This is a genomic window from Mycolicibacterium pyrenivorans (genome assembly GCF_025821625.1).
Lineage (GTDB): Bacteria > Actinomycetota > Actinomycetes > Mycobacteriales > Mycobacteriaceae > Mycobacterium > Mycobacterium pyrenivorans.
Genome location: NZ_JACKSH010000101.1, coordinates 19,802 through 45,610, shown reverse-complemented (window position 1 = coordinate 45,610; position 25,809 = coordinate 19,802). Strand labels below are relative to the sequence as shown.

The window sequence follows — 25,809 nt, the reverse complement described above, 5'->3', positions numbered from 1 at the left end:
CCCTGCATTCTCCAAAATTACTGCGACAGCGGGTTTTCCGGTGTCGGGTTCGGGTTCGCGGCCGGCGTCGCCGGCGTCTGGGCGGCCGAGGCCGGGCTGGCTTGGCCACCGGCGGGCAGCTGCTCGCCGCGCATCGACGCCCGGATCTGCTCGAGCCGCGAATGGCCGGCCATCTGGACGCTGGCCTGCTGTACCTCGAGCATCCGGCCCTGCACCGAGTTCTGCGCCAACTCGGCCTCGCCCATGGCGTTGGCGTAGCGGCGCTCGATCTTCTGCCGCACCTCTTCGAGGCTGGGGGTGGTGCCCGGCGCGGCCAACTCGCTCATCGACCGCAACGACGAGCTGACCTGCTCCTGCATCTTCGCCTGCTCGAGCTGGCTGAGCAGCTTGGTGCGCTCGGCGATCTTCTGCTGGAGCATCATCGCGTTCTGCTCGACAGCCTTCTTGGCCTGCCCGGCCGCGCCGAGCGCCTGGTCGTGCAGCCCCTTCAGGTCCTCGACGCTCTGCTCGGCGGTCACCAGCTGCGCGGCGAACGCCTCGGCGGCGTTGTTGTACTCGGTGGCCTTGGCGGCATCACCAGCGGCGACGGCCTGATCTGCCAGCGTCAGCGCCTGACGGACGTTGACCTGCAGCTTCTCGATGTCGGCGAGCTGACGGTTCAAACGCATCTCCAGCTGACGCTGATTGCCGATCACCTGCGCGGCCTGCTGGGTCAGAGCCTGGTGCTGGCGCTGGGCCTCTTCGATCGCCTGCTGGATCTGCACCTTGGGGTCGGCGTACTCGTCGACCTTCGAGCTGAACAGCGCCATGAGGTATTTCCACGCCTTGGTGAACGGATTGGCCATCGGTTCGCTCCGCCTTCATGTTCGGGGGTGTGCAGGTGTTCTGATGTGTGTCCGTGTTCGGATGTGTGTCGGACAGCCCCAGCTGTGCCTGAAGTGCCTCGTCCCAACTTATCGGTTCCTCGCAGATCACCACACCCCTGCTGGTCGTTTGCGCGAGCGAACCGGCGGGCAGGGTCAGGCGACCGCCATCGACACGACCTGTGGGATGACCACCTTGGTGGTGACGTCGATGCGGCCGGCACCTGCCGGCTCGGCGGTCTTGGTGACCACGCTGCGGGCCTCTTCGAGCGCCAGGTCGTCACCGGCCTCCGACAGCACCCGCGACAGCGGAACGTCGAGGGCGCCACAGATGGCGCTGAGCAACTCGCTGGACGCTTCCTTGCGTCCGCGCTCCACCTCGGAGAGGTACCCCAGGCTGACCCGCGCGGAGTCGGACACCTCACGCAGGGTGCGTCCCTGCTCGACACGGGCGCGACGCAGCACGTCGCCGATCACCTCGCGCAGCAATGCCGTCATCGCGCTCTCCTTGTTGGCTTGGCGTCCTGGGTGGCTATCTAGCCCAACGCTCGGTGTCCTCGGGTTGGTTCCCGAATGCGCCGCGCAATACCGGCGCGGCCCCGGCGTGGCTCAGTGCTGTCCGATGAACCGGCGCAATCCGGTGATCGCCGCGTGCACCGCCGACACCCGGATGTCCCAGCGCGTCCCCTCGAGAACAAGCCGCACCACGTCGGTGTCCACCGGTCCGGCCACGCCGAGGAACACCGTGCCGACGGGATGCCCGCCGTGGGGCTCGGGGCCCGCCACCCCGGTCAGCCCGACGCCCCACGTCGCGCCGCATCTCTGTCTCGCGCCGACGGCCAGCGTGGCGGCCAGCAGGCCCGCGGTCAGCGATTCGGCGGTGGCGACGGTCTGCCCGCGCACGGTCAGATCCGCGACCAGCGCGCGCGCGTCGTCACTGACGAGCGGGTCGTCCACGGGAATCCCGGAACGCCGACACGAAGTAATCCACGCCGGTGATGACCGTCAGCAGCACCGCGACCAGCATGATCACCCAGGCGCCCGTCAGCCAGCCGTCGGACAGGGGGAGCACGAACAAACCGATCGCGACGGCCTGGACCAAGGTCTTCAGCTTGCCGCCGCGGCTGGCGGGGATGATGCCGCGACGCATCACCGCCAGCCGCAACACCGTCACACCGACCTCGCGGACCAGGATCACCACGGTCACCCACCACGGCAGGTCACCGAGGAGCGACAGCCCGATGAGCGCGGCGCCGATGAGGGCCTTGTCGGCGATCGGGTCGGCAAGGGTGCCGAACTCGGTCACCATGCCGTAGCTGCGGGCCAGTGCCCCGTCGAGGTGATCGGTGATGACGGCGACCGCAAAAACGATGAATGCGACTACCCGCCAATATGTTTCGTGGCCGTCGCCGACGAACAGAACGACGAGGAACACCGGCACCAACACGAACCGGATACCGGTGAGGGCATTGGCGAGATTCGCCACCCGAGCGCGCGGGACCACAGGATCGGTATGTGGTTGGCCCGGCACCGCCACAGAATACTGGTTGCCGGAACCGATACTCTTCCGTGTGTGACCGCAGCCCCGGAGGAGTGCGTCGGCCCGCTCGCCATCCGGCGCGCCAGGACCTCCGACGTCCCCGCCATCAAATCGCTCGTCGACATCTACGCCGGCAAGATCCTGCTGGAGAAGAACCTGGTCAACCTCTACGAATCGGTGCAGGAGTTCTGGGTCGCCGAACTGCAGGGCGAGCTGATCGGGTGTGGGGCGCTGCACGTGCTGTGGTCGGATCTGGGCGAGGTGCGCACGGTGGCGGTGCATCCCGAGGTGCGCGGCCGCGGCGTCGGCCACGCCATCGTCGAGCGGTTGCTCGCCGTCGCCACCGAGCTGCACCTGCAGCGCATCTTCGTGCTGACTTTCGAGGTCGACTTCTTCGGCGCCCACGGTTTCAAGGAGATCGAGGGCACCCCGGTCACCGCCGAGGTCTACGAGGAGATGCGCCGCTCGTACGACACAGGTGTCGCCGAGTTCCTCGACCTGTCCTTCGTCAAGCCGAACATCCTGGGCAACACCAGGATGCTGCTGACCCTCTGACTCCCTGCCCCCGCCGGAATTGCATTCCGGCTGGCCCGCACTCGGAATTTCCCTGCTGGAATGCAATTCCGGCGAAGGCCGGGGGCGCTAGAAGTCAGGCTCGTCGTCGGGGTCGCCGCCGGTGGCGTCGCTGCCGCCGCGGATCAACGCCAGCGTGCCCGCGAGCTCGTCGGGCTTGACCAGGACCTCGCGTGCCTTGGAGCCCTCCGACGGGCCGACGATGTTGCGGGTCTCCATCAGGTCCATCAACCGGCCCGCCTTGGCGAACCCGACCCGCAGCTTGCGCTGCAGCATCGAGGTGGATCCGAACTGGCTGGACACGACGAGCTCGACCGCCTGCAGGAACACATCCATGTCGTCGCCGATGTCGGGGTCGACGTCGGTGCGCTCGCCGGTCGGCTTGGCGGTGGTGACGCCCTCGGTGTACTCGGGCTCGGCCTGCTCCTTTGTGGCCGTGACGACCGCCTGGATCTCCTCGTCGGTGATGTAGGCACCCTGCAGGCGGATCGGCTTGTTGGCGCCCATCGGCAGGAACAGTCCGTCGCCCATGCCGATCAGCTTCTCGGCGCCCTGCTGGTCGAGGATGACGCGGCTGTCGGTCAGCGACGACGTCGCGAACGCCAACCGCGACGGCACGTTCGTCTTGATCAGGCCGGTGACCACGTCGACCGACGGTCGCTGCGTGGCCAGCACCAGGTGGATGCCCGCCGCCCTGGCTTTCTGGGTGATCCGAACGATCGCGTCCTCGACGTCGCGCGGCGCCGTCATCATCAGGTCGGCGAGCTCGTCGACGATGGCCAGGATGTACGGATACGGCTTGTACTCGCGGTTGCTGCCCAGTGGCGCGGTGATCTCGCCGGAGCGCACCTTCTCGTTGAACACGTCGATGTGACGCACCCGGGAGGCCTGCATGTCCTGGTAGCGCTGCTCCATCTCCTCGACGAGCCAGGCCAGCGCGGCCGCAGCCTTCTTCGGCTGCGTGATGATCGGCGTGATGAGGTGCGGAATGCCTTCGTAGGGCGTCAGTTCCACCATCTTGGGGTCGATCAGGATCATCCTGACCTCGTCCGGGGTGGCACGCGACAGCAGCGACACCAGCATCGAGTTGACGAAGCTGGACTTGCCCGAGCCGGTGGACCCGGCGACCAGCAGGTGCGGCATCTTGGCCAGGTTGGCCGAGATGTACTCGCCCTCGATGTCCTTGCCGAGGCCGATCACCAACGGGTGGTGATCGCCACGGGTCGACGGGTCGGTGAGCACGTCGGCCAGCCGCACCATCTCACGGTCGGTGTTCGGAACCTCGATGCCGACGGCCGACTTGCCGGGAATCGGCGCGAGCATGCGGACGCTCTCGGTGGCCACGGCGTAGGCGATATTGCGTTGCAGCGCGGTGATCTTCTCGACCTTGACGCCGGGACCCAGCTCCACTTCGTACCGGGTGACCGTCGGTCCCCTGGTGCAGCCGGTGACGGCCGCGTCGACCTTGAACTGCTGCAGGACCGAGGTGATGGCCTCCTCCATCGCGGCGTTGGCCGCGCTGCGGCGCTTGGGCGGGTCGCCGGCGATCAGCAGGTCGAGCGACGGCAGCGTGTACGGCCCGTCCACCACGCGGTCCAGCTGCAGTGCCTTTCCTGCCTGCGCCTTGGGGTCCTTCTTCTTGCGCGAGCGGGCGGCCGGCTCGGGGATCGTCGGTGCGTCGTCCTCGATCGGGTAGTTGTCCATCGGGGAACCTGCCGGTGCGGGCAGCGGCTCGGTGAGCTGGGTCGCCGACGGCCACGGCTGGGCCTCGTCGTCCCCGTAGCCGGCGACGTCGTCGTAATACCCGTCGGAGAAGTCCTCGGACTCCACCGCCTCGGGGTCGTCATCCTCGTATTCGTCGTACTCGTCGTACTCGGCGCGCCAGCGCGTGGAGAACATCGCCCGCACCGTCTCGGGCACCTCGCGGATAGTCGTCCCGGTCACCAGAAGGAGCCCGAACATCACTCCGAGGAAGAGAAGCGGCGCGGCGATCCACGGCGTCAACCCGTCGGAGAGCGGACCTCCGATCGCGAAGCCGAAGAAGCCGGCGGCATCCTGGCGCGCGACCGGATCCTGCGGCGAGCCCGACCACAGGTGCCACAGGCCGAGCGCGGGCAGGGCGATCATCGCGGTGCCCAGGATCAACCGGGGCCGGGACTCGGGGTCCGGCTCCGAGCGCATGAGCCCGACCCCGAGCGCGGCCAGCGCGAGCGGGACCAGCACCACGGCCGAGCCGATCAGCACCCGCACGAACGTGTCGATCCATCCGCCAACGGGGCGCGCGGCGTCGAACCACGAACTCGCGGCGACCACGACGGCCAGCCCCAGCAGCGCCAGGGCGACGCCGTCGCGGCGATGCCCGGGTTCGAGATCCCGCGCCCGACCGACCGAGCGGGCCGTGCTGCCCGCCCCCTTGGCCAGCATCAGCCACCCCGCACGTGCGCCGCGGCCGACCGCGGTTCCCGCGGCCGAGACGGCGGAGGGATTCCGGCGCGCCGGCTTGCGACGCGGCGCTGCCGGCCGCGACGGCCGCGAACCACCCCGTGAGCTGGTCTTTGACCTGGTCGAACGGGCAGCAGATCGGGCCGCGGTCTTACTCGCCATGCCGACAAGACTAGTCGCAAACGCCTCAGATGCACCATCTGCCACACGGGCCACAGATCGGTGTCGATTGCACCCTGGCCCCCGAAAGCCCAGGACAGCGCCATCCCGGCCGATGCCGCTGCCCGATCCGGGCGGCCCCGTAATAGGGTGGACACCTGTCCAACTCAGCGCCGAGATCGAGGAGACGCCCCCCATGCCGATTACCGTCATCGCCACCATGACCGCCAAGCCCGAGTCCGTGGACGCCGTTCGGGACGCGTGTAAGCAGGCGATCGAAGCGGTGCACAGCGAGCCCGGGTGCGACCTGTACTCGCTGCACGAATCGGAAGGCACCTTCGTCTTCGTCGAGCAGTGGGCCGACGGCGACGCGCTGCAGGCACACAGCACCGCCCCTGCGGTGGCGACGCTGTTCGGCACCATCGGCGAGCACCTCGACGGCGCGCCCGACATCAAGATGCTGCAGCCGGTTGTGGCGGGGGATCCGGCCAAGGGCCGGCTGCGGCCGTAGTCTGCGCAGTCATGGGTGAGCTCACCGGCAAGGTCGCATTCATCACCGGAGCCGCTCGGGGGCAGGGCCGCGCGCACGCGGTCAAGCTGGCCTCCGAGGGGGCCGACATCATCGCCCTCGATCTGTGCGATCAGATCGACTCGGTGCCCTACCCCCTGGCCACCCCCGACGATCTGGCCGCCACCGTCAAACTCGTCGAGGAGACGGGGGCACGCATCGTGGCCTACCAAGCCGACGTCCGGGACCGCGACGCGGTGAAGGCCGCGCTGCGGGAGGGCACCGAGAAACTCGGAGACCGCCTCGACATCGTGGTGGCCAACGCGGGGATCGCACCGATGGCGGCCGCCGGCGCGTGGCAGGACGTCATCGACGTGAACCTCACCGGCGTCTACAACACCGTCGACGTCGCGATGAAGCCGATGGTCAAGTTCGGCAACGGCGGCTCCATCGTGTTGATCAGCTCGGTCGCCGGCCTGGTCGGGCTCGGAGCTCCCGTCGGCGGATCCGTCGGCTACGCCGCCGCCAAGCACGGCATGGTCGGCATCATGCGGGTGTACGCGAATTTCCTTGCCCAGTACAGTATTCGGGTCAACTCGGTCCACCCGGCCGGCGTGAACACCCCGATGATCGACAACGACTTCACCCGGTCCTGGCTGGAAGGGATGGCGCAGGAGAGCGAGGGCGGCCCCGACATGGGCAACGCGCTGCCGGTGCAGGCACTGGAGCCCGAGGACATCGCCAACGCGGTGTTCTGGCTGGTGTCAGACGCCGCCCGCTACGTCACCGGCGTCACGCTGCCCGTCGACGCGGGATACGTGAACAAGCGTTGAGAACAATGACGTCGAACCAATGACACAGCCCAGGAATCCGGCGGCGCAGACAGCCTTCGGACCCATCGTGCTGTCGGCCCTCGAGCACCACGAGCGGCCGGATCGCCGCCTCGTCGACGACGATCTCGCGGCGTCGTTCCTTCCGACGCGAATGCGGATGCTGGTCGGCCTGAGCCGCGTCGATGCGCTGCGGCGGGCGGCGGTGGCGGCCTCGGACCGGTCCGGACCCGGGTTGTGGGCCAGTATCGCCTGCCGGAAGCGCTACATCGACGAGCGGCTCTCCGACCCGGTCAACGAGTTCGACACCGTCGTCGTGCTGGGCGCAGGCCTGGACACCCGCGCCTACCGGATCGCCCGCCACAGCGACCTGCCGGTGTTCGAGGTCGACCTGCCGGTCAACATCGACCGCAAAGCCGCTGTCGTGCAACGGGCGCTCGGCAGTGCGCCCGCATCGGTCCATCTGGTCCCGGTCGACTTCGAACGCGACGAGCTTATGCCGGCCCTCGAGGCGCACGGTTACCGCGCCGCCGGCCGCACCTTCTTCATCTGGGAGGGCGTCACCCAGTACCTCGCTCCGGAGGCCGTCAGCGCGACGCTCGGGCAACTCAGCAGTGCCGCCCCCGGCAGCAGGCTCATCTTCACCTACATCCGCCAGGACTTCATCGACGGCACCCAGCGCTACGGCGCCGAGGCGGTCTACCGCCGGTTCCGGCAGCGCAGCCAGCTGTGGAAGTCGGGGCTGGTGCCCGAGCAGGTCGGCGAAGTGCTGGCCGACCACGACTGGCGGCTCGTCGAGCAAGCCGGACCGAGCTACTTCCGCGACACCTACATCCGTCCCACCGGTCGGGCCCTGTCCGCCTCCCCCATCGAGTGGACGGTGTTTGCCGAGCGCTGAGATGGGCCGCGCAGGACCTTCGGCCTCGCGGGCGCGCGACCTGTGGCCCTAACGACGGGACCGGCCACCCGCGACACTTGGACCATGCCCGCGATCCTGATTGCCGAGAACGACCCTCGACTGTCGTCCATGATGCAGAGAACGTTGTTCGCCAACGGGTTCACGGTTCGGGTGGTCGCCGACGGCACGTCGGCCTACTCGATTGCCCGCAGCGGCAACTTCGACCTGATGGTTCTCGCCGCGGGGCTCCCCGGACTCGGCGCCGCCGAGGTGCTGCGCCGGCTACGGGCCGAGGGCCGCGCCCTTCCGGTGGTGGTGCTCACCCCGCGTGCCGGCCGCGCCAGGACCGCGGCGTGGTTCAAGGGCGGCGCGGACGACTGCATCGCCAAGCCGTTCGCCTCCGACGAACTGTTGTCGACGGTGCAGGGACGACTCGGCGCCACCCGGTCCGCCCAGCGGACCACGATCTCGTGTGGGGGCCTGAAGCTGAATCTGCGCACGGGGCGCGCGCACATCGGCGATTATGCGGTGGATCTGTCGGCGCGCGAATGCGCGCTGGCCGAGACGTTCATGCGGCACCCCGGCCAGGTTCTCACCCGCGAACAGCTGCACCGGCACGTATGGGGCCACGATCGGGACTCGGATTCCAACGTCGTCGACCAGTACGTCCGGTATCTGCGACGCAAGCTGGGCGCCAACTGGTTCGTCGCGCTACGGGGCGTCGGCTACCGGCTCGAGGCCCGCAAGAACTAGATCTCGATGACCGTCGGCACGATCATCGGCTGCCTGCGGTAGGACTCCCCCACCCACTTGCCGACCGCACGGCGGACGGCCTGCGCGATGCGCGTCGGGTCGGTGATGTTCTGGGAGGCGAGTTTGTCCAACTCCGCCTCGACCTTCGCGGCCGCGGGCTCCAGCGCCTTCGGGTCCTCGGAGAACCCCCGGGCGTGCAGATGCGCCGGGCCTGCCGGCTTGCCGGTGCCGCGACGAACCACGACCGTCACCGCGATGAAACCCGAAGACAGGATGAGCCTTTCGCCCAGCGTGGCATCGCCGACATCACCGGTGACCAGTCCGTCGACGAACATCTTTCCGACGGTCACCGCCCCTGCGATGCGCGCCTGCCCGGACACCAGATCGACGCTGACACCGTTCTCGGCCAGCACGATGTTCTCCTCGGGCACCCCGGTGCTGGCGGCCAGCGCGGCGTTGGCGCGCATCATCCGCCACGTGCCGTGCACCGGCATCACGTTGCGCGGCCGCACGCCGTTGTAGAGGAACAGCAGCTCGCCGGCGTAAGCATGGCCCGAAACATGCACGCGCGCATGCTGGTTGGTGACAACGCGGGCGCCGATCTTGGCCAGCGCGTCCATCACGCCGAACACCGCCTCCTCGTTGCCCGGGATCAGCGACGAGGACAGGATGATGAGGTCGCCCGCGGTCAGCGTGATGCTGCGGTGCTCGCCGCGCGACATCCGCGACAACGCGGCCATCGGCTCGCCCTGGGTCCCGGTGGTGATCAGCACCACGCGGTCGGCCGGCATCATCTCCGCGGCGGCGATCTCGAGAACGTCCTCGTCGGCGACCTTGATGTAGCCGAGGTCGCGGGCGATGCCCATGTTGCGCACCATCGACCGGCCGACGAAGGCCACCTGCCTGCCCAGCGCCACCGCGGCGTCGATGATCTGTTGCACGCGATCGACATTCGATGCGAAGCACGCCACGATGACCCGGCCTTCGGCGCCGCGCATCAAGCGGTGCAGCGCCGGACCGACCTCGCTCTCCGACGGGCCGACACCGGGGATCTCCGAGTTCGTCGAATCGCAGAGGAAGAGGTCCACCCCGGCATCGCCGAGTCGCGACATGCCGGGCAGGTCGGTGGGCCTGCCGTCGAGCGGAAGCTGGTCGAGCTTGATGTCACCGGTGTGCAGCACGGTGCCCGCGCCGGTGTGGATGCCGATGGCCAGGCACCCGGGAATGGAGTGGTTGACGGCGAAGTACTGGCATTCGAACACCCCGTGGGTGGATCGCCCACCCTCGGTCACCTCGATGAAGACCGGTTTGATGCGGTGCTCCCGGCACTTCTCCTTGATCAGCGCGATGGTGAACTTCGAACCGACGATCGGGATGTCGGAGCGCAGCTTGAGCAGGAACGGGATCGCGCCGATGTGGTCTTCGTGGGCGTGGGTCACGACGAGGGCCTCGACGTCGTCGAGCCGGTGCTCGATGTGGCGCAGGTCGGGAAGGATCAGGTCGACGCCGGGTTCGTCGTGCGTGGGGAACAACACGCCGCAATCCACGATGAGCAGTCGGCCCAGATGCTCGAAAACGGTCATGTTGCGGCCGATTTCATTGATCCCGCCCAGCGCGGTCACCCGCAGACCTCCCGGGGTCAGTGGCCTCGGCGCGGTGAGTTCGGAATCCACTACAGGTCCAACTGTCGCAGCACCCCGGCGGCGCGCATGTCGGCGGCCAGCGCCGCCATCTGCTCGTCGTCGGCAGGCACCTGGGGCAGGCGCGGGTCACCGGCGTCGAAACCCAGCAGCCGCAGACCCGCCTTGGACAGCGTGACGCCACCCAACCTCGTCTGGGCGGCGTTGAGCGGACCCAACGTGACGCTGATCTTACGGGCGGTGGCAATATCACCGGATGTGAAGGCCGTCAACATGTCTCGCAGCTGGCTGGCGGCAACGTGCCCCCACACGCTGACGAAGCCGACCGCGCCCATCGCCAGCCAGGGCAGGTTCAGCGCGTCATCACCGGAGTAGTACACCAGCCCGGTCTCGGCCATGATCTGAGCTGCGCCGTGCAGATCGCCCTTGGCGTCCTTGATGGCGACGATGTTGGGGTGCCCGGCCAGGATGCGCATGGTGTCCCACTCGATGGGCACCACCGAGCGCGGCGGGATGTCGTAGAGGATCAGCGGCAGGTCGGTCGCGTCGGCGACGGCCGTGAAGTGCGCGATGAGACCCGCCTGCGGAGGACGCGAGTAGTAGGGGGTGACCACCAGCAGGCCGTGGGCACCCTCGGCGGCACACGCCCTGGCGAGGCGCACGCTGTGCGCGGTGTCGTAGGTGCCTGCGCCCGCGATGATGCGCGCGCGGTCGCCGACGGTTTCGAGCACCGTACCCAGCAGCGCGATCTTCTCGTCGTCGGTGGTGGTGGGTGATTCACCGGTGGTCCCGGACAGCACCAGCCCGTCGCAGCCGGCGTCGACCAGGCGGGTGGCCAGGCGGGCGGCGGCATCGGTGTCGAGCGAGCCGTCGGGCTTGAACGGAGTAACCATCGCGGTCAACAAGGTGCCCAAACGGGCGCTGGCGTCGAATCCGCTGGTGCTCACGGGCACCAAGATTACCTGGTCGCCCACCGGCCTCACGAATGCATTGTCGGCTCAGACCTCGGTTGCCAGCGGGCTGGTCGCGACCTCTGTGCCGTCGGCGAGCACGCCGATCTCGAAGTCGGAGAACACGGCCGGGGCGACGTCGACGAGTTGACGCAGACACTCGATCGCCAACCGGCGAATCTCCACGTCGGCGTGCTCACTGGCCCTCATCGCGATGAAGTGCCGCCACGCCCGGTAGTTCCCGGTGACGACGATCCGGGTCTCGGTGGCGTTGGGCAGTACCGCGCGGGCGGCCTGGCGCGCCTGCTTGCGCCGCAACACCGCAGAGCTTCCCGCGGGCTGATCGCCGATGAACTTGGCCTCGAGCTTGCTCAGCAACTCGGTGTAGGCGGCGCGTCCGGCGTCGGCGGCCGCGATGAAGATCTCCTGCAGCTCCGGATCGTCCTCGATGCCCGGCGGCGCCACCACCTGCGAATCCTGCTCGGGCACGTAACGCTGGGACAGCTGCGAGTAGGAGAAGTGCCGATGCCGGATCAGTTCATGGGTGCACGAGCGGGAGACGCCCGTGATGTAGAACGACACCGAGGCGTGTTCGAGCACCGAGAAGTGCCCGACGTCGATGATGTGCCGGACATAGGACGCGTTGGTCGCCGTGCGCGGATTGGGCTTCGACCAGCTCTGGTAGCACGCGCGGCCGGCGAACTCGACCAGCGCGGCGCCTCCGTCCGCGTCGGTGCTCCACGGCACGTCCGGGGGCACCGCGAACTCGGTCTTGGCGATCAGCTGCACACGCAGCGGCGCGATCTCGGCCACGCGGTGAGCCTAACGTGCAGTTACGCACCTAGTTGGTCGAGATGCCGGTGCTGGATCCGGTTTCCGCCGGCTCTTCGCCTCGTACATCGCCGCATCCGCTGACCGGATGAGCGTGTCGACGAACTCGGGATGCGGCACCACGGCGCCGGGAGCGACGGCCGCGCCCGGGCCGCATGCCTGCGCAAGCATGGCACCGACGGGGACCAGCGCCTGATCACCTGCGCATGCCCATCGTGTCGTTGAGGTTCTTGAACCTGTCGAGGTCGACCATCGTCACGTTCAGTTGGACGCCCGAAGAGTCCCGGGGAACCGTGGTGAGCTGCCGCTGGAGTCCACGGTCGCGCAAATAGCTGCTGAACCAATCGAACTGGTCCGTCTGGTGCCACCAGGCCACCTCCGCAGTGTGCCTTGCCGCGCCGCCGAAAGCATCCCGACCACTACCGCAGTGCGCGACGCAACGCGGTGACGAGGTCCCCGCGCTCGCCGACGCGGACATCGTCGAGGCCGAGCCATCCGGCCATCGAGCGCAGTTCCGCCGCCAGGGCGGCCGTCACCTGCGAAGGCTCCCGCCCGTCCTCGGCGAACGCACCGACGACGTGCAACGTGTTGGTGACCCGGTCGGCCTTGAGGTCGACGCGGCCCACCAGGTGCCCGTCGAGCAGGAACGGCCACACGTAGTAGCCGAATTGCCGCTTCTGCGCAGGGGTGTAGATCTCGATGCGGTAGTGGTAGCCGCCGAACAGCCGCTCGACCCTGGGCCGGAAGAAGATCAGCGGGTCGAACGGACACAGCAGCGCCGTACCCCGGTCCCGGCGCGGCACGATCCGGCCCCCTCGCAGGTATGCCGGTGCGCTCCAGCCCTCGATGTCCACGCGCTCGAGTTCACCGGCCGACAGCAGGTCGGCGATCGCCGGCTTCACCTGCCGCGCGCCCAGCCGGAAGTAATCACGGATGTCGGCCTCGGTGCCGACGCCCAGCGCGGTGGCCGCCCGCAGCGTGAGCTCGCGGATGGCGTCGGCCTCGCCGACGTCCCGTCCCACCACCTCGGCGGGCAGCACCCGGTCGGTGAGGTCGTAGTGGCGCGCGAACCCGACCCGGGTGGCCGTCGTCAGCACCCCGGACGACCACAGCGCCTCCGCCACCCACTTGGTGTCGCTGCGGTCCCACCACGGCCCCTTGCGGCCCCGCGGCTCCGACTCGAGGTAGGCCTCGATCTGACCGGCGGTCGCCGGGCCCAATGCGGCCACCGCGGCCACGATGTCGTCGGCGAGCTTCGCATTCTTCTTCACGATCTCGGTGCCCCACCGGCCGTGCCGGTATTCGCGCATCCGCCAGCGCAGCAACGGCCAGTCGTCAACCGCCATCAGCGCCGCCTCGTGCGCCCAGTACTCCACCAGCAGCCGCGGCGATCGCGCCGAGTGACTCCACGCCGCCCGGTCCAGGATGTCTCGGTCATAGGGGCCGAGCCTGCTGAACACCGGTGCGTAGTGGGCACGCACCGCCACCGACACCGAGTCGAGCTGCAGCACCTGTAACCGCGCGACCAGACGCTTCAGATGCGCGCGCGTGACGGGTCCGGACGGCTTGGTTTCGTGGAAACCCTGGGCCGCGACGGCCACCCGCCGCGCCTGGGCGGCGGTCAGCGTCGCTGTCGCCGTGCGAGAAGACGAGGCCATCACGCCATCGTCGCCTACCGCACCGACAGGAGGCGGTCGAAGACGAGCCCGGTGACGTTGTCGATCGGCGTGCTGCTGCCAACGGCCTTCGCCCGCAACGCGGCACCCTCCCACGCGTCGACGATCAGCTGGGCTGCGGCGTCGGCGTCGACGTCACCCGCGATCTCACCGGCCTGCTGCCCGTCCCGGATGGTGCCGGCGAGCGTCGTGCGCCACCGGTCCAGCGCGGCGGACACGGCCGCGGTGACCTCGGGTGCGCCCGCGGGTGACTCGGCGGCGAAGTTGCCGAACATGCAACCCCGGCGGAAGCCATGGGCGGCGAGGTCGGAGCGCAGATGGTCGAGGTGGTTGTGGATGCGCTGCAGCGCAGACACGCCGGGTTGGGTGAGCAGGTCGAGCCGGCGACTCTTGGCGTACCGGCCGAGCGCCTCGACGGCCAGTGCCTCCTTGCTGTGGAAGTGGTTGTAGAAGGATCCTTTTGGCGCGTGGGCGGCTGCCGCGATCGCCGCGACGCCGGTGGCCGCATAGCCACCGGCGTGCAGCTGGTCGAAGCCGGCGTCCAGAAGCGCCTCTCGCAGACTGGGTTTGGGCACCGGGTACCTTCAGCGCACCGTGACGTCATCGATGTCGATGGACACCGTCACCGTGTCGGGCACCGGCCTGCCGTCCTCGTCCCGAGGGTGGACGATGCGCCTGACCGGCAACACGATGCCGTCGAACTCCCGGTGGCCGTCCATGTAGTGCGCTGCCGGGGAGCCTCCGGCGATGTCGACCTGGTAGTCGCGCCGTCGCAGCAGCCCGTCGGAATCGACGTAGAGCACCTGATCGGCGCTGTGTGTGGCGATGCTGTCCGGATACCGCACTGCGAGGCGCCGCCAGGTCTGGCCGTTCTCGTGCCAGTCACCGAGTTCCTCGGTCCGCACACCGGGGAACGTCAGCGAATACGGCTCGGACAGATAGGTCCACATCGCATAACCGGCGAAGTACGCCAATTGCAGCGGCGTCCACGGGGTCTCCAGGGTGTGCCCGGCGAACGATGCGCGTGGATCGTGCAGCGTCTCGACGGCCTGGTGGGTTTCGTCGTCGTGCTCGATCACCACGCGCCCGGGTGAGTAGGCCGATCGCAGGCCCGGCTTGGGCAGCGGCCGGTGCCACGCTCGCTGGTCCTGCACCCGAATCTCGACCGTCGAGTCCTCGAGGATGCCGTCGACGTGCTTGAGCGGCCACAGCACACCCCCGACGATCTGGTGAATCGTGATGGTGTCGACCTGCTGCCAGCGCGCGACCCCGCCGTGGGCGGCAAGCACTTCGTCGAGAAGGTTCATCGGATCTCCGTGTGATGTGGAACCGATCAATGCGACCGGTCGTCTTACACGCCAACGCCACCGATCGCGAGGACATTCCCGGCCAGTTCTACGAGCTGGAGTGCCGCAGATAGGTGTAGAACCGGTAGCGCAGCCCCGACGAACTGTCCTGCCACTGTTCATCGGTGCCCGTCCACGACTCGTCGATAAGCGGCGCCAGCGCGTCGTCGTCCTCGCGGCGCAGGTCTATGTCCACCTCGGTGACCTCGCACCGGGTCGCCAGCGGCAGCGCCAGCCCATAGATCTGCGAGCCGCCGATCACCCACGCGTCGTCGAGCGGGGCGTCCTCGAGGGACGTCACCACTTCGGCTCCCTCGGCCAGGTACCCGGCCTGGCGGGTCACCACGATGTTCCTCCGGCCCGGCAGCGGCCGGAACTTCTCGGGCAGCGACTCCCAGGTCAACCTGCCCATGATCACGGTGTGCCCCATGGTCAGTGCCTTGAAGCGCGCCATGTCCTCGGGCAGCTTCCAGGGAATCCCGTTACCGCGACCGATGACACCTGAGGTGGACTGGGCCCAGATCAGATTCAGACTCATACTCATGATTCGGACCTGCAAGCAGTCCTCAACATCGTCGATTCGGACCTGCAAGCAGTCCTCATACAGCCACCGGGGCTTTGATCGCCGGGTGTGGATCGTAGTTCTTGATGACGATGTCCTCATAGGTGTAGTCGAAGATCGAATCACGCGGCGCCAGAACGAGTTCCGGGTAGGGCCGCGGTGTGCGCGACAGCTGCTCGGTGACCTGCTCGACGTGGTTGTCGTAGATGTGGCAGTCTCCCCCGGTCCAGATGAACTCCCCGACCCCGAGGCCGGCCTGCGCGGCCATCATGTGGGTGAGCAACGCGTAGCTGGCGATGTTGAACGGAACGCCGAGGAACAGGTCGGCGCTGCGCTGGTAGAGCTGGCAGCTCAACCGGCCGTCGGCGACGTAGAACTGGAAGAACGCGTGGCACGGCGGCAGCGCCATCTGCGGGATATCGCCCACGTTCCACGCCGAGACGATGTTGCGCCGCGAGTCGGGATCGGAGCGCATCAACTCCAGAGCCGCGCTGATCTGGTCGATGTGCTCACCGGACGGCGTCGGCCACGACCGCCACTGCACGCCGTAGACCGGGCCGAGATCTCCTGTCGGAGAAGCCCATTCGTCCCAGATGGTGACACCGTGCTCCTGCAGCCACCGGACGTTGGAGTCGCCGCGCAGAAACCACAGCAGCTCGTAGACGATCGACTTGGTGTGCACCTTCTTGGTGGTGATCAGCGGGAACCCGGCACCCAGGTCGTAGCGCAACTGGTGGCCGAACAGGCTGCGGGTACCGGTGCCGGTGCGGTCGGATTTCGGGGTCCCGGTGTCGAGCACCAGGTGCAGCAGGTCCTCGTATGGAGTGGGGATCGGCACGCGCTCAGCTTACGTGGTACCGGGCGGGGTAGAACGGAACCATGCCGAGGATCAACGACACCGTGACGACCGCCGACGGCTCCTGCCCCGTCTCTCTGCACCTCCCCGAAGGGGACGGACCATGGCCCGGCATCATCATGTACCCCGACGCCGGAGGTGCACGCCCCACGTTCCGCGCGATGGCCGACAAACTGGCCGGCTGCGGGTACGCCGTGCTGGTGCCCGACGTGTACTACCGCGACGGCGACTGGGCGCCGTTCACCATGGCGACGGTGTTCGAGGACGAGGCCGAGCGCCGCCGCCTGTTCACGATGATCTCCAAGGTGACCCCGGACCTCATGGCGGCCGACGCGACCGCGTTCTTCGACTACCTGTCGGCGCGGCCGGAGATCAGCGGGGAATCGTTCGGCACCACCGGGTACTGCATGGGCGGCCGGACATCTCTGGTGGTCGCAGGCCGGGTTCCCGAGCGTGTCGCGGCGGCGATGTCGTTCCACGGTGGCGGACTGGCCACCGAAGATCCCGGCAGCCCGCACCTGCTCGCCGACAGGATCCAGGCGGCGGTCTACGTGGGTGCCGCCCGGAACGACCGGTCATTCACCACCGAGGACGGCGAAAGGCTGGACAAGGCGCTCACTGCGGCCGGCGTCGAGCACACCATCGAGTTCTACGCGGCGTTCCACGGGTTCGCGGTACCGGACAACGGCCCGTACGACGAGGTGTCGGCGCGGCGCCACTGGGACACGATGAGTTCCTTCTTCGCTACTCACCTGGGGTGAGCGGGCCTGCCTCGTCGCGACCGCAGATAGGTCCGCACGCCTCGGATCACACCGCGGGCGGCATAGATCCCGGCCACGATCGACACCACGATCATCACGACGAACATGACCATCCAGTTGGTGCGGCTGTGGTCGATGTTCCACCACACGACGGTGAACAGGACCGCGCAGACGAACACGACGATGTCACGCCAATTGCCTTGGTAGGACGCGGCCAGTTCCTTGACTTCGCGACTCTTGTCAGCGGCGGCGATCAGGGAGTCGATACGCATGTCGATGACGCGCTGCAATTGCGCGCGCCGCTCGGCCTGGTCTTCGGGAATCCGATCCAGCAGGTCCAGGTCCTTGAGGAGCGCAGCGCGGACGTCGGGCCCCTTGAAGTTCCCCGCGGCGATTCCCAGCAAGGCGCCACCCGCGATCGGCGCGCTCGCGAGGGCGAATTCAGCGATGCCTGGCATGAGACTCCTTCGTCAGTTCAGCAGCGTCGCGGCAGGGTGCCGGTTCATCCCGTCAACTGCGCTGCGACTGTCGCGCCGGGCGCTCACGGGTGACGCGCTCGAGGGTGACGGGAAGCCTCGCCGGCCGGTGGGACAGGTTCGGCGATCCCGCGCCCCGTCGATCTGCCCAGGCAATCACTCGGCGCAACTACCCGATGTCGGAAGCGTAGCGTCGGCATAGACCACTGCTGTATCCGGCGCGTTTCATCGGCACTCTGAGGTGCTCAGCGAGCGCTCCGGCGAGAAGCGGTGGCCTGCAACTTCACGATGGCCGGGGCCGAAGGGCTGGAGAGCTGCTCTGGCTACTTCCAGTGCTTCCCGCCATGGCGAGCATCCAGGAACCCATGTCCAGGATTCCAGGGTTTCCACGGTTTCCAGTCAACCCATCCCGGTCCTGACACGCAGGCGCTCCAGAACCGGCCGTCCCAGCACAGGCTGGGGTCATCGTCGGCCTGGGCGCTTCCGGCGCCGGCGAGTGCGACTCCCGACGACACCGCGAACGTGGCCAAGGTGACGAGCATTTTCTTCATGGCATGCGCCTCCTCTCGGTGTGTCCCCCCGTTAGGTTCTAGGCGTGTATCCAGTTTAGGCCAGCCGGTATGTCTCGTCGCCCGGCTCAGCCCATCAGCTGAGCGGCGACCGTCGCGCCGAGGTTCCAACACGCCTCGACGTCGGCCTTGGTCGGCTTGCCCGCGACCACGACCGTCTCCGCCGCCTTCACCCAGCCCAGCCCGGCGGTGATGCCGTCGATGGCGCGCTCGGCTCCCTCGGTTCCCTCGTTGCCGTGGAGGTAGACGCCGAACGGTCTTCCCCTGCTGATGTCGAGCAGCTGGTAGTAGGCGCAGTCGAAGGCGTGTTTCATGGCACCGCTCATGTATCCGAGGTTCGCCGGGGTGCCCAGGACATACCCGTCGGCCTCCAGCATCTCTACCGGCGAGACGGTGAGCGCCGCCCGCCGCACGACGTCGACTCCCTCGATCTCCGGGTCCGTCGCGCCCGACAGCACCGCCTCGAACATCTCCTGGCAGTGCGGCGACGGCGTGTGATGGACGATCAGCAGCGTCCTGCTCACGATGCCTCCAGTTGAACAGCCTTCTTCATGGCCTCCCTGGCCCGCGTGCGATCACCGGCATAGTCGTACGCGCGTGCCAATCGGTACCACCGCCGCCAGTTCTCGGGATCGGCCTCGAGTTCGTCGCGCACCGTCCCGAACAGCGCGTCGGCAGCGTCGCGCTGTATCCGCCCCGACGGCATCCGGGGTAGCTCACTGACGTCGAGGTCCATTCCGTCCTCACGCGCCATGCGCGCCAGCCGCTGGTGTGCCAGCCCTGCCTTCAGCGTCGCGACCATCACCCAGATCCCGATGATCGGCAGCACGAGGATGGCCGCACCCAGCCCGATCGCAGCGGGCCGCCCGGACGTGATGAACACCAGTGCGGCGCGGCCCAGCAGCACGAAGTAGACCAGGAGCGCCACGCACATGAAGCCGATCAGCAGCTGGATGCGCAGTGCGCGCGCCCCTTCGCTCATGTCAGGTCGAGCAGCGGCTCGATGCCCACCGTCAGCCCGGGGAACTCGCCGATCTTCCTGACTGCCAGCAGCACCCCCGGTACGAACGACGTGCGGTCGATGCTGTCGTGGCGGATGGTCAATGTCTCCCCCATGGTGCCGAACAGCACCTCCTGGTGGGCGACCAGGCCGGCGAGTCGAACCGAGTGGACGGGGATACCGTCGACGTCCGCCCCGCGGGCACCTTCCAATCCGGTGCTCGTGGCATCGGGGTTGGGCGGCAGTCCTTTTCGCGCTTCGGCGATGAGTCGCGCCGTTCGGGTCGCCGTTCCGGAAGGCGCGTCGGCCTTCTGCGGATGGTGCAACTCGATGACCTCCACGGACTCGAAGAACCGCGCGGCCTTCTTCGCGAAGTGCATCGACAGCACCGCGCCGACCGCGAAGTTGGGTGCGATGAGCACTGCCACATCGGGTTTGGTCGCCAGCCATCCCTTGACCTGGTCGAGGCGCTCATCGGTGAAGCCTGTGGTGCCGACGACCGCGTGGATCCCGTTGTCGATCAGGAACTTCAGATTGTCCATCACCACGCTGGGGTGGGTGAAGTCGATGACGACCTCGGTGTCGGCGTCCACCAGGGCGGACAGCGGATCACCGGCATCGACACCGGTGGAGAAGTCGAGGTCCTCCGCATCCTGCACGGCTTGCACCATGGTGGCGCCGACCTTGCCCTTGGCACCCAGCACTCCGACTCGCATGGGATTACCCTAGCTTGCCCGCGAACGCTGCACGGCCGCTGCCGCTTTCAGCACTGAATTCACTTGTGTCACTGTGGTTTCTGGTGTCACATTTGGGACCTTCTTGTCGGTGGTCGAGGAATCCAAGGCACTGCGCGCCCGACTAGCCAAGATCGACAACGAGTACGACGAAGGCATCATCGACGGTCGTCGGTGTAAGTCGGCCAAGGACAACGTGGACATCGACTGGAAAAGGTGACGAGCGGACTGATCCGGTTTCGTCGTCCAGATGTGCTGATTGTCACCAGACCGGGGCGGGGTGGATGGCCGCGACGTGCGGTCCTGTGGCCGTTTTCAGTCGGCGACGAGGGCGTCGGCCCACCATGCCGGAGGTGGCTTCGGTGCGGACATGGGGGGTCCAGTCACGCCGGTCGGGCCGACGACCGGCCAGGCGCACTGGTCGATAGCGGTCTGCCGGGTGACGACAGCGTCCTTTGTGATGGTGAAGGTCGTTAGGTCCTGCGCGATCGTCACGGGTCCCTTGTACTGGGTGCGCATGTCGGCGAACGCGGGACCAACCGTCTCGTGGTCCACAGCCAGGTGCCACATCACCGACATCCGGGCACCTGCCCGCCGGAACACGTTGCCCACCGCCGCAGGGCTGGTGTGTGCACCGTTGACGACCTGCTCGGCGAACTCCGGTGACACGCCGGCCTTCGCGGCGAAGACGCTGGCCGACGGAAAGGTCTCGTGGATGAGCAGGTCCGTGCCGTCGCAGGCATCCACGAGGGTGTGGCTGGGCCGGGTGTCGCCGGAGAAAACCACACTCAACCCGGAGTAGTCGAGGCGGTAGCCGACTGCGCCGTTGAGGATGTGGATGACCGGGAACGAGGAGATACGTACGCCGTTGCGCTCATACACGCTAGACGTCTTATCGAAGGGCACCTCGGTGACCTCGGTACGTGCCCCGGACTGGCCGGGATGCCCGCACAGGGACTCCATGTCCCAGGCATGGGCCGCCTGGAGATGCTGTGCGTAGGCTCGGGTGCCCAGCTCCGGGCGCTCGCCGCCCGGACCCCAGACCTCGACCGGGTCACGGCGACCGGCCTTGGCCAGGCTCCACACCAAAGTCGGCATGTCGCCAACGTGGTCGGCGTGCAGGTGGCTGAGGAAAACGTTGGTCGTGGCCGTCACGGGCAGCTGCAGGCCGTTGAAGTTGGCCAACGCCCCGGACCCCATATCGAAGAAGAAGAAGTCTCGCTGCTCGTTGCCCACCTCGATTAGCACCGACGCTGATGCCTGCGCCCGCTTCACGAATGGGTCACCACTGCCTAGGATGGTCACCCGAATTTCGCCGTCAGCGACCCGCTCCTGGTCGGCAATCACGGTCGGCGCATAGTCCCGGGTCGGCATACCGACGACCGGGGTCGTCGTCAACGGAACACTGCTGCCCTCATGGGCCAATTCGGTCATCTCGTTGATCTCGGTGGTCATCCATGAACCCTTTCGCAGTCGTTGAGCACGTGCTCTCGACGGCCCTGATGCCTCAACGATGGCAGCCGGTGACGGGTTGGTAGGCCTTTTCACGCTCAGCCGATCCGGCGGCGCATCCAGGCAGGCGGCGGTGCCCGGCAATCCGACAGGTGCCGGTCTCAAGGCCTGGAGCAACGCCGCCGACCCCCGGCCTGGCGGATGAGGGTCACAATCCGTAGCCAATTTGTCGGCGTGCCGCGAAAGGCTCCCGCCACCAGCGCTCGACAACGGCCAGACCCGAATCAACAACTACCACCACCCCGCGCGCTACCGACTCCCGAAGACGACCAAGGGCCGTGACGACATGGCTACGCTCCAGGTGTGAACGTCATGGTTCCCGCACTGGCCGCCGCAGGCGCGCTGGCATCGGCGTGCGTCCTGTCGTCGTCGGCCGGGGCCTCACCGGTGATCTACGGCAGCAACGGCGTCTTCGGTGTCAGCACCCAGCCGCGCGACGGCTGGGCGACGACGTACATCCCGCCGGGCCGCTACCGCGTCGACCAGTCCCCCAGCATGCAGCCGTACCAGAGCCCCCCGGGCTTCTGGATGAGATGCAGCAACTTCCCTTGCGCGGGAACGTCTCCCGGCAACATCATCGCCACGGGCGGTGCGCTGCGAGACGCGCCGACATTCGTCGACATCCTCCCGAGTGACGTCGCGGTGAGCCTGCACAACGTGACGTTGACGGTGGCGCCTTAACGCCGCTACAGCGGCGACGCGCCCCGCAGATGCTCGAAGATCAGCGACGTCTGCGTACCCGCGACATCGGCATCGGCGTTGAGGTTCTCCACCACGAACGAGCGCAGATCGTCGGTGTCGCGGGCGGCCACATGCAGGATGAAGTCGTCCGCGCCGGCCAGGAAGTACACATCCATCACCTGAGGTTTGCGTCGAATCTGCTGGATGAAGCTCCGGATCTTGGCGCGGGCATGGAACTGCAGGCTGACCGAGATCATCGCCTGCAGGTTCAGGCCGATGGCGGCAGGGTCGATGTCGGCATAGAAACCCCGGATCACCCCCGCTTCCTGCAGCCGCCTCACCCGGCCGTGACACGTCGACGCGGCGATTCCGACGAGATCGGCCAACGCACTGTTGGACATTCGGGCGTCAGCGTGTAGCGCGCTCAGGATCCGTCTGTCGACGTCATCCACGGGCACGGCCCGAACATCCTTCGGCGACTCGGCTCGACTTTCGGTCGATTTCGATGATTCTTCCCGCACTGTGCCACTCTAACGAATGATCATCATCATTATTGCCTTGGAACAACCTTTTCTTCACACTTTAGAGAACCGAGACTATCCAAGGAGCGATCATGCGTGTCGGCGTCCCGACCGAGATCAAGAACAACGAGTTCCGCGTCGCCATCACCCCGGCGGGTGTGGCCGAGCTGGCCCGCCGCGGTCACGAGGTCCTGATCCAGACCGGTGCCGGCGAGGGCTCTGCGATCTCTGACCGCGACTTCAAGTCCGCCGGTGCGCAGATCGTCGATGCCGCCGAGAAGGTGTGGGCCGAAGCGGATCTGCTGCTCAAGGTCAAAGAGCCGATCGAGGCCGAGTACAGCCGCATGCGCAAGGGCCAGACGCTGTTCACCTACCTGCACCTCGCCGCGTCCAAGCCCTGTACCGACGCGCTGCTGGCCTCCGGCACGACATCGATCGCCTATGAGACCGTCCAGACCGCCAGCCCGGACGGATCTGTCGCGCTCCCCCTGCTCGCACCGATGAGCGAGGTCGCCGGACGCCTGGCCGCCCAGGTCGGCGCCTACCATCTGATGCGCACCAAGGGCGGGCGCGGCGTGCTGATGGGCGGTGTCCCCGGTGTCGCGCCGGCCAAGGTCGTCGTCATCGGCGGCGGAATGGCCGGCGACAACGCCGCCGCCGTCGCCTGGGGCATGGGCGCGCACGTCACCGTGTTCGACCTCAACATCAACATCCTGCGCAAGATCGACGCCGAGTACGGCGGAGCCATCGAGACGCGCTACTCGTCGCGGCTCGAACTCGAGGAGGCCGTCAAGCAGGCCGATCTCGTCATCGGCGCCGTCCTCGTCCCGGGCGCAAAGGCCCCCAAACTGGTCACCAATTCGACTGTCGCCCACATGAAGTCGGGTGCAGTGCTGGTCGACATCGCAATCGATCAGGGCGGTTGCTTCGAGGATTCGCGACCGACCACGCACGACAACCCGACGTTCGCCGTCCACGACACCGTGTTCTACTGCGTGGCCAACATGCCCGGCGCGGTGCCGCGCACGTCGACCTTCGCGCTGACCAACTCGACGATGCCGTACGTGCTCAAGCTCGCCGACAAGGGCTGGCGGGCTGCCTGCCGTGCCGACGCCGCGCTGGCGAAGGGGCTGTCGACGCACGAGGGTGCGCTGTTGTCCGAGCAGGTAGCCACCGACCTCGACCTGCCGTTCACCGATCCGGCGGACCTGCTGGTCTGATCCGGCTCAGTCGAACAGGTCACCGTCCACGTAGAACCACCGGCCGGCGCGACGCGTGAACCGCGACCGTTCATGCAGGACGCCGGCGCGGTGGTGGGCGCGGAACTCCACTTCGCCCGACTCGTCGCCCTCGCGGCCTGCCACGGTGTCGACGATCTCGAGGCGCGACCACGTCACCGCACCGTCGCCGACATCCTGCGGACGGGTGCGGGGATGCCATGTCCGCCAGAGGTACCCGGTGTCGCCGACAACGAAGGCGCTGTACCGCGACCGCATGAGTTCCTCGGCCGTCCGCGCCTGCCGCTCACCGACGTGCAGCGGCAGACAGCAACTGCCGTAGTGGAGGTCGCTGCCGCACGGGCACGGTTCGGCGGACGCACGAGCACAGTCTGCCTCACTTGACGGGTGTCAAGTAGGATCGCGTCATGGTTTCGCTTCCTGACGTGCTGTCCGACGCCCCGACCACCACGGTCGACGCTCTTGCGCTCTTCGACTTCCTGCCCGCCGTCGACCCGGAGTTCATGATCGGCACCTGGCACGGCGCGGAACTGCCCACCGGCCATCCGCTGGACGGCATGCTGGCCGCCAGTGGCTGGTGGGGCAAGGCGTTCCTCGACGGGGAAACCGTGCACCCCTTGCTGTTCCGCACCAGTGACGGCGCTGCTCTGTGGGCGCTCAATCCCGCGCCGGCCTTCGGCGGCCTCGGCCTGGCCACCAGGATCCCCACCGTGAAGCGACACAATTTCGCGGGTGTCATCGCCGCACTGAAGCCCGTGCTGCAGGCGCGCGGACCCAAGGCCCGGCTGCGCACCACGCGCTACCGCGGTGTGGACACCGCGACGATGATCTACGACCAGCTACCGATCAACGACGTGTTCCGCCTGCTCGACGACACCGCCGGATCAGAAACCGTGCTCGGCGCGATGGACCTGCGCGGAATCAGGGCGCCGTACTTCTTCGTACTGCACCGCGACGACTCACTGCGGCTGGTATAGCTCGGCCACCGCGAACGCCGCCAGCTCGCCGATCAGCGGACGCTGGTTCGGTGCGGCCGGATCGTCTGCCGCCGACCTCGTCATGATCGACAGCAACAACCGCTGACCGTCAGGCGCGTATGCGACGCCGACGTCGTTGGTGCTGCCGTAGTCCCCGCTGCCGGTCTTGTCGGCACTGGTCCACCCCTCGGGCAGCCCTGCCCGCATGCTCGAGGTCTCGTTGGCCAGCATCCAGTCCTCGAGCTGTTGACGGCCGGCCGGGCCCAGCGCATCGCCGGTGAGCAGGTTGCGGTAGCCGACACCCACGCCGAACGGTGTCGTGGTGTCACGGAGGTCCCCGGGCACCGCGGAGTTCAGCTCGGTCTCCCACCGATCAAGCCGAGACTGTTCGTCCCCGATGCTGCGGGCGAACTCAGTGATCGCCAGCGGGCCGCCGAGCACGCGCAGCAGCAGGTTGGCCGCGGCGTTGTCGCTCACCCGCAGGACTGCCTCGCACAGCTCGGCCAACGTCATCTCCGTGCCCACCCGCGGTCCGGTCACCGGCGAGTGCGTGATGATGTCGGCCTGCTCGACGGTTACCGCGTCGGTCATGGCGAGCTCGCCGCGCTCGGCCCTCTGTAGGATCGCCGCGGCGGCGTAGGCCTTGAACGTCGAGCACATCGCGAATCGCTCCTTGGCGCGGTGCGCCAACCAGCGACCGCTGGCCACGTCGACGGCCGAAAGACCGATGACGACATTGTGTTTGCGCTCGAGAGCTTCGATGCGCGCATCTGTGGGTGGCACCGGCTGCTCGGTCGGGGTCTGCGGGTCCGCCGTCACGTTGGGACCCGAACACGCCGCCAGCGCCGTCAGCGACAGTCCGCCGATCAGTAGATGCCGTCTGGATAACTCCGTCACGGCAACGAGGCTAGGC

At 67.8% G+C, this 25,809-nt stretch carries 32 protein-coding genes and 1 pseudogene; 10 read left to right on the top strand and 23 right to left on the bottom strand.

Annotated elements, in window-relative coordinates; all coding sequences use genetic code 11:
- Positions 1–17: 17 nt before the first annotated feature.
- The 4 genes from pspA to pgsA form a co-directional block, all read right to left on the bottom strand.
- Positions 18–845, bottom strand: a complete 828-nt coding sequence (pspA, locus tag H7I57_RS13200; RefSeq protein WP_264023979.1) for a phage shock protein PspA — start codon at positions 843–845, stop codon at positions 18–20.
- A 174-nt stretch (positions 846–1,019) separates the two neighbouring features.
- Positions 1,020–1,361: a transcriptional regulator ClgR gene (clgR, locus tag H7I57_RS13195; RefSeq protein WP_264023977.1), complete on the bottom strand. Its 342-nt coding sequence runs from the start codon at positions 1,359–1,361 to the stop codon at positions 1,020–1,022.
- Between the two features lie 111 nt (positions 1,362–1,472).
- Complete coding sequence (locus H7I57_RS13190; RefSeq protein WP_264023976.1) at positions 1,473–1,820, bottom strand: CinA family protein; 348 nt, start codon at positions 1,818–1,820, stop codon at positions 1,473–1,475.
- Entirely contained in the window at positions 1,798–2,394 is a 597-nt protein-coding gene (pgsA, locus tag H7I57_RS13185) for a CDP-diacylglycerol--glycerol-3-phosphate 3-phosphatidyltransferase (protein ID WP_264023975.1), read from the bottom strand. Before pgsA ends, H7I57_RS13190 begins: the two co-directional genes overlap by 23 nt.
- A 42-nt stretch (positions 2,395–2,436) precedes the next feature.
- Between pgsA and H7I57_RS13180 the strand changes: the two genes are divergently transcribed.
- Positions 2,437–2,958 carry an amino-acid N-acetyltransferase gene (locus tag H7I57_RS13180; RefSeq protein WP_264023974.1) on the top strand — a complete coding sequence of 174 codons (522 nt, stop codon included), beginning with the start codon at positions 2,437–2,439 and terminating at the stop codon, positions 2,956–2,958.
- A gap of 87 nt (positions 2,959–3,045) precedes the next feature.
- Here the strand turns inward: H7I57_RS13180 and H7I57_RS13175 are convergent, their stop codons facing one another.
- Complete coding sequence (locus tag H7I57_RS13175; RefSeq protein ID WP_372510220.1) at positions 3,046–5,724, bottom strand: FtsK/SpoIIIE family DNA translocase; 2,679 nt, start codon at positions 5,722–5,724, stop codon at positions 3,046–3,048.
- Here H7I57_RS13175 and H7I57_RS13170 point away from each other — a divergent pair.
- From H7I57_RS13170 to H7I57_RS13155, 4 genes are all read left to right on the top strand, one after another.
- Positions 5,693–6,088 carry a putative quinol monooxygenase gene (locus tag H7I57_RS13170; RefSeq protein ID WP_504928639.1) on the top strand — a complete coding sequence of 132 codons (396 nt, stop codon included), beginning with the start codon at positions 5,693–5,695 and terminating at the stop codon, positions 6,086–6,088. The two genes, H7I57_RS13175 and H7I57_RS13170, sit on opposite strands and share 32 nt — an antisense overlap.
- Before the next feature lie 11 nt (positions 6,089–6,099).
- Complete coding sequence (locus tag H7I57_RS13165; protein WP_264023971.1) at positions 6,100–6,918, top strand: mycofactocin-coupled SDR family oxidoreductase; 819 nt, start codon at positions 6,100–6,102, stop codon at positions 6,916–6,918.
- Between the two features lie 19 nt (positions 6,919–6,937).
- A complete protein-coding gene (locus H7I57_RS13160) occupies positions 6,938–7,813 on the top strand; it encodes an SAM-dependent methyltransferase (RefSeq protein WP_264023970.1) in 876 nt (291 codons plus the stop codon).
- An 84-nt stretch (positions 7,814–7,897) separates the two neighbouring features.
- Entirely contained in the window at positions 7,898–8,566 is a 669-nt protein-coding gene (locus tag H7I57_RS13155) for a response regulator transcription factor (protein WP_264023969.1), read from the top strand.
- On the opposite strand, the gene H7I57_RS13150 is transcribed toward H7I57_RS13155, so the two are convergent.
- The 9 genes from H7I57_RS13150 to H7I57_RS13110 form a co-directional block, all read right to left on the bottom strand.
- Positions 8,563–10,239 carry a ribonuclease J gene (locus H7I57_RS13150; RefSeq protein WP_264023968.1) on the bottom strand — a complete coding sequence of 559 codons (1,677 nt, stop codon included), beginning with the start codon at positions 10,237–10,239 and terminating at the stop codon, positions 8,563–8,565. The genes H7I57_RS13155 and H7I57_RS13150 overlap by 4 nt on opposite strands.
- Positions 10,239–11,159, bottom strand: coding sequence for a 4-hydroxy-tetrahydrodipicolinate synthase (dapA, locus tag H7I57_RS13145; protein ID WP_308204353.1), 921 nt, complete (start codon positions 11,157–11,159; stop codon positions 10,239–10,241). The genes H7I57_RS13150 and dapA overlap by 1 nt, the downstream gene beginning before the upstream one ends.
- A gap of 45 nt (positions 11,160–11,204) precedes the next feature.
- On the bottom strand, positions 11,205–11,969 hold the full coding sequence (gene thyX / locus H7I57_RS13140) for an FAD-dependent thymidylate synthase (RefSeq protein WP_264023965.1): 765 nt from the start codon (positions 11,967–11,969) through the stop codon (positions 11,205–11,207).
- A 214-nt stretch (positions 11,970–12,183) separates the two neighbouring features.
- Complete coding sequence (locus tag H7I57_RS13135) at positions 12,184–12,363, bottom strand: hypothetical protein (RefSeq protein WP_264023964.1); 180 nt, start codon at positions 12,361–12,363, stop codon at positions 12,184–12,186.
- Positions 12,364–12,406: 43 nt separating this feature from the next.
- The gene (locus H7I57_RS13130; protein WP_264023963.1) at positions 12,407–13,645 is read right to left on the bottom strand and encodes a winged helix-turn-helix domain-containing protein; all 1,239 of its coding nucleotides are present in this window, start codon (positions 13,643–13,645) and stop codon (positions 12,407–12,409) included.
- 14 nt (positions 13,646–13,659) lie between these two features.
- Complete coding sequence (locus H7I57_RS13125) at positions 13,660–14,238, bottom strand: TetR/AcrR family transcriptional regulator (RefSeq protein WP_264023962.1); 579 nt, start codon at positions 14,236–14,238, stop codon at positions 13,660–13,662.
- Positions 14,239–14,247: 9 nt separating this feature from the next.
- On the bottom strand, positions 14,248–14,970 hold the full coding sequence (locus H7I57_RS13120) for a hypothetical protein (RefSeq protein ID WP_264023961.1): 723 nt from the start codon (positions 14,968–14,970) through the stop codon (positions 14,248–14,250).
- A gap of 88 nt (positions 14,971–15,058) precedes the next feature.
- Positions 15,059–15,547 (bottom strand): dihydrofolate reductase, encoded by a 489-nt coding sequence (locus tag H7I57_RS13115; protein WP_372510213.1) that lies wholly within the window; start codon positions 15,545–15,547, stop codon positions 15,059–15,061.
- Between the two features lie 61 nt (positions 15,548–15,608).
- Positions 15,609–16,409 carry a thymidylate synthase gene (locus tag H7I57_RS13110; RefSeq protein WP_264023958.1) on the bottom strand — a complete coding sequence of 267 codons (801 nt, stop codon included), beginning with the start codon at positions 16,407–16,409 and terminating at the stop codon, positions 15,609–15,611.
- A 41-nt stretch (positions 16,410–16,450) separates the two neighbouring features.
- Here H7I57_RS13110 and H7I57_RS13105 point away from each other — a divergent pair, with 41 nt between their 5' ends.
- On the top strand, positions 16,451–17,188 hold the full coding sequence (locus H7I57_RS13105; protein ID WP_264023957.1) for a dienelactone hydrolase family protein: 738 nt from the start codon (positions 16,451–16,453) through the stop codon (positions 17,186–17,188).
- On the opposite strand, the gene H7I57_RS13100 is transcribed toward H7I57_RS13105, so the two are convergent.
- The 5 genes from H7I57_RS13100 to dapB all read right to left on the bottom strand — a co-directional run bounded on the left by H7I57_RS13100 (position 17,176) and on the right by dapB (position 19,949).
- Complete coding sequence (locus H7I57_RS13100; protein ID WP_264023956.1) at positions 17,176–17,646, bottom strand: hypothetical protein; 471 nt, start codon at positions 17,644–17,646, stop codon at positions 17,176–17,178. The genes H7I57_RS13105 and H7I57_RS13100 overlap by 13 nt on opposite strands.
- A 341-nt stretch (positions 17,647–17,987) precedes the next feature.
- Positions 17,988–18,215, bottom strand: coding sequence for a hypothetical protein (locus H7I57_RS13095; RefSeq protein ID WP_264023955.1), 228 nt, complete (start codon positions 18,213–18,215; stop codon positions 17,988–17,990).
- Between the two features lie 86 nt (positions 18,216–18,301).
- On the bottom strand, positions 18,302–18,703 hold the full coding sequence (locus H7I57_RS13090) for a flavodoxin family protein (protein ID WP_264024045.1): 402 nt from the start codon (positions 18,701–18,703) through the stop codon (positions 18,302–18,304).
- Positions 18,704–18,753: 50 nt separating this feature from the next.
- Positions 18,754–19,215, bottom strand: a complete 462-nt coding sequence (locus tag H7I57_RS13085) for a tetratricopeptide repeat protein (protein ID WP_264023954.1) — start codon at positions 19,213–19,215, stop codon at positions 18,754–18,756.
- A complete protein-coding gene (gene dapB / locus H7I57_RS13080; protein WP_264023953.1) occupies positions 19,212–19,949 on the bottom strand; it encodes a 4-hydroxy-tetrahydrodipicolinate reductase in 738 nt (245 codons plus the stop codon). The genes H7I57_RS13085 and dapB overlap by 4 nt, the downstream gene beginning before the upstream one ends.
- A 109-nt stretch (positions 19,950–20,058) precedes the next feature.
- On the opposite strand from dapB, the gene H7I57_RS13075 reads away from it, so the two are divergent.
- A complete protein-coding gene (locus tag H7I57_RS13075; RefSeq protein WP_264023952.1) occupies positions 20,059–20,187 on the top strand; it encodes a hypothetical protein in 129 nt (42 codons plus the stop codon).
- A gap of 95 nt (positions 20,188–20,282) precedes the next feature.
- On the opposite strand, the gene gntH is transcribed toward H7I57_RS13075, so the two are convergent.
- Positions 20,283–21,422, bottom strand: coding sequence for a guanitoxin biosynthesis MBL fold metallo-hydrolase GntH (gene gntH, locus H7I57_RS13070; RefSeq protein WP_264023951.1), 1,140 nt, complete (start codon positions 21,420–21,422; stop codon positions 20,283–20,285).
- Between the two features lie 369 nt (positions 21,423–21,791).
- Between gntH and H7I57_RS13065 the strand changes: the two genes are divergently transcribed.
- On the top strand, positions 21,792–22,160 hold the full coding sequence (locus H7I57_RS13065) for a hypothetical protein (RefSeq protein WP_264024044.1): 369 nt from the start codon (positions 21,792–21,794) through the stop codon (positions 22,158–22,160).
- Between the two features lie 5 nt (positions 22,161–22,165).
- Here the strand turns inward: H7I57_RS13065 and aldR are convergent, their stop codons facing one another.
- Complete coding sequence (aldR, locus tag H7I57_RS13060; protein ID WP_264023949.1) at positions 22,166–22,681, bottom strand: HTH-type transcriptional regulator AldR; 516 nt, start codon at positions 22,679–22,681, stop codon at positions 22,166–22,168.
- Between the two features lie 92 nt (positions 22,682–22,773).
- Between aldR and ald the strand changes: the two genes are divergently transcribed.
- Complete coding sequence (gene ald, locus H7I57_RS13055) at positions 22,774–23,901, top strand: alanine dehydrogenase (protein ID WP_264023947.1); 1,128 nt, start codon at positions 22,774–22,776, stop codon at positions 23,899–23,901.
- 6 nt (positions 23,902–23,907) lie between these two features.
- On the opposite strand, the pseudogene H7I57_RS13050 reads toward ald, so the two are convergent.
- Positions 23,908–24,270, bottom strand: a pseudogene (locus H7I57_RS13050) (YchJ family protein); the annotation flags it as partial.
- A 56-nt stretch (positions 24,271–24,326) separates the two neighbouring features.
- Between H7I57_RS13050 and H7I57_RS13045 the strand changes: the two are divergent.
- Positions 24,327–24,896 carry a DUF4334 domain-containing protein gene (locus H7I57_RS13045; protein ID WP_264023946.1) on the top strand — a complete coding sequence of 190 codons (570 nt, stop codon included), beginning with the start codon at positions 24,327–24,329 and terminating at the stop codon, positions 24,894–24,896.
- On the opposite strand, the gene bla is transcribed toward H7I57_RS13045, so the two are convergent.
- Entirely contained in the window at positions 24,879–25,793 is a 915-nt protein-coding gene (bla, locus tag H7I57_RS13040) for a class A beta-lactamase (protein ID WP_264023945.1), read from the bottom strand. The two genes, H7I57_RS13045 and bla, sit on opposite strands and share 18 nt — an antisense overlap.
- Positions 25,794–25,809: the final 16 nt, after the last annotated feature.

Coding starts and splice junctions, on each gene's coding strand:
- pspA (WP_264023979.1), bottom strand. CDS start 845: ATGGCCAATCCGTTCACCAAGGCGTGGAAATACCTCATGGCGCTGTTC.
- clgR (WP_264023977.1), bottom strand. CDS start 1,361: ATGACGGCATTGCTGCGCGAGGTGATCGGCGACGTGCTGCGTCGCGCC.
- H7I57_RS13170 (WP_504928639.1), top strand. CDS start 5,693: ATGCCGCTGCCCGATCCGGGCGGCCCCGTAATAGGGTGGACACCTGTC.
- H7I57_RS13165 (WP_264023971.1), top strand. CDS start 6,100: ATGGGTGAGCTCACCGGCAAGGTCGCATTCATCACCGGAGCCGCTCGG.
- H7I57_RS13160 (WP_264023970.1), top strand. CDS start 6,938: ATGACACAGCCCAGGAATCCGGCGGCGCAGACAGCCTTCGGACCCATC.
- H7I57_RS13155 (WP_264023969.1), top strand. CDS start 7,898: ATGCCCGCGATCCTGATTGCCGAGAACGACCCTCGACTGTCGTCCATG.
- H7I57_RS13130 (WP_264023963.1), bottom strand. CDS start 13,645: ATGGCCTCGTCTTCTCGCACGGCGACAGCGACGCTGACCGCCGCCCAG.
- H7I57_RS13120 (WP_264023961.1), bottom strand. CDS start 14,970: ATGAACCTTCTCGACGAAGTGCTTGCCGCCCACGGCGGGGTCGCGCGC.
- H7I57_RS13115 (WP_372510213.1), bottom strand. CDS start 15,547: ATGAGTCTGAATCTGATCTGGGCCCAGTCCACCTCAGGTGTCATCGGT.
- H7I57_RS13105 (WP_264023957.1), top strand. CDS start 16,451: ATGCCGAGGATCAACGACACCGTGACGACCGCCGACGGCTCCTGCCCC.
- H7I57_RS13100 (WP_264023956.1), bottom strand. CDS start 17,646: ATGCCAGGCATCGCTGAATTCGCCCTCGCGAGCGCGCCGATCGCGGGT.
- H7I57_RS13095 (WP_264023955.1), bottom strand. CDS start 18,215: ATGAAGAAAATGCTCGTCACCTTGGCCACGTTCGCGGTGTCGTCGGGA.
- H7I57_RS13090 (WP_264024045.1), bottom strand. CDS start 18,703: ATGTTCGAGGCGGTGCTGTCGGGCGCGACGGACCCGGAGATCGAGGGA.
- H7I57_RS13085 (WP_264023954.1), bottom strand. CDS start 19,215: ATGAGCGAAGGGGCGCGCGCACTGCGCATCCAGCTGCTGATCGGCTTC.
- dapB (WP_264023953.1), bottom strand. CDS start 19,949: ATGCGAGTCGGAGTGCTGGGTGCCAAGGGCAAGGTCGGCGCCACCATG.
- gntH (WP_264023951.1), bottom strand. CDS start 21,422: ATGACCACCGAGATCAACGAGATGACCGAATTGGCCCATGAGGGCAGC.
- H7I57_RS13065 (WP_264024044.1), top strand. CDS start 21,792: ATGGTTCCCGCACTGGCCGCCGCAGGCGCGCTGGCATCGGCGTGCGTC.
- ald (WP_264023947.1), top strand. CDS start 22,774: ATGCGTGTCGGCGTCCCGACCGAGATCAAGAACAACGAGTTCCGCGTC.
- H7I57_RS13045 (WP_264023946.1), top strand. CDS start 24,327: ATGGTTTCGCTTCCTGACGTGCTGTCCGACGCCCCGACCACCACGGTC.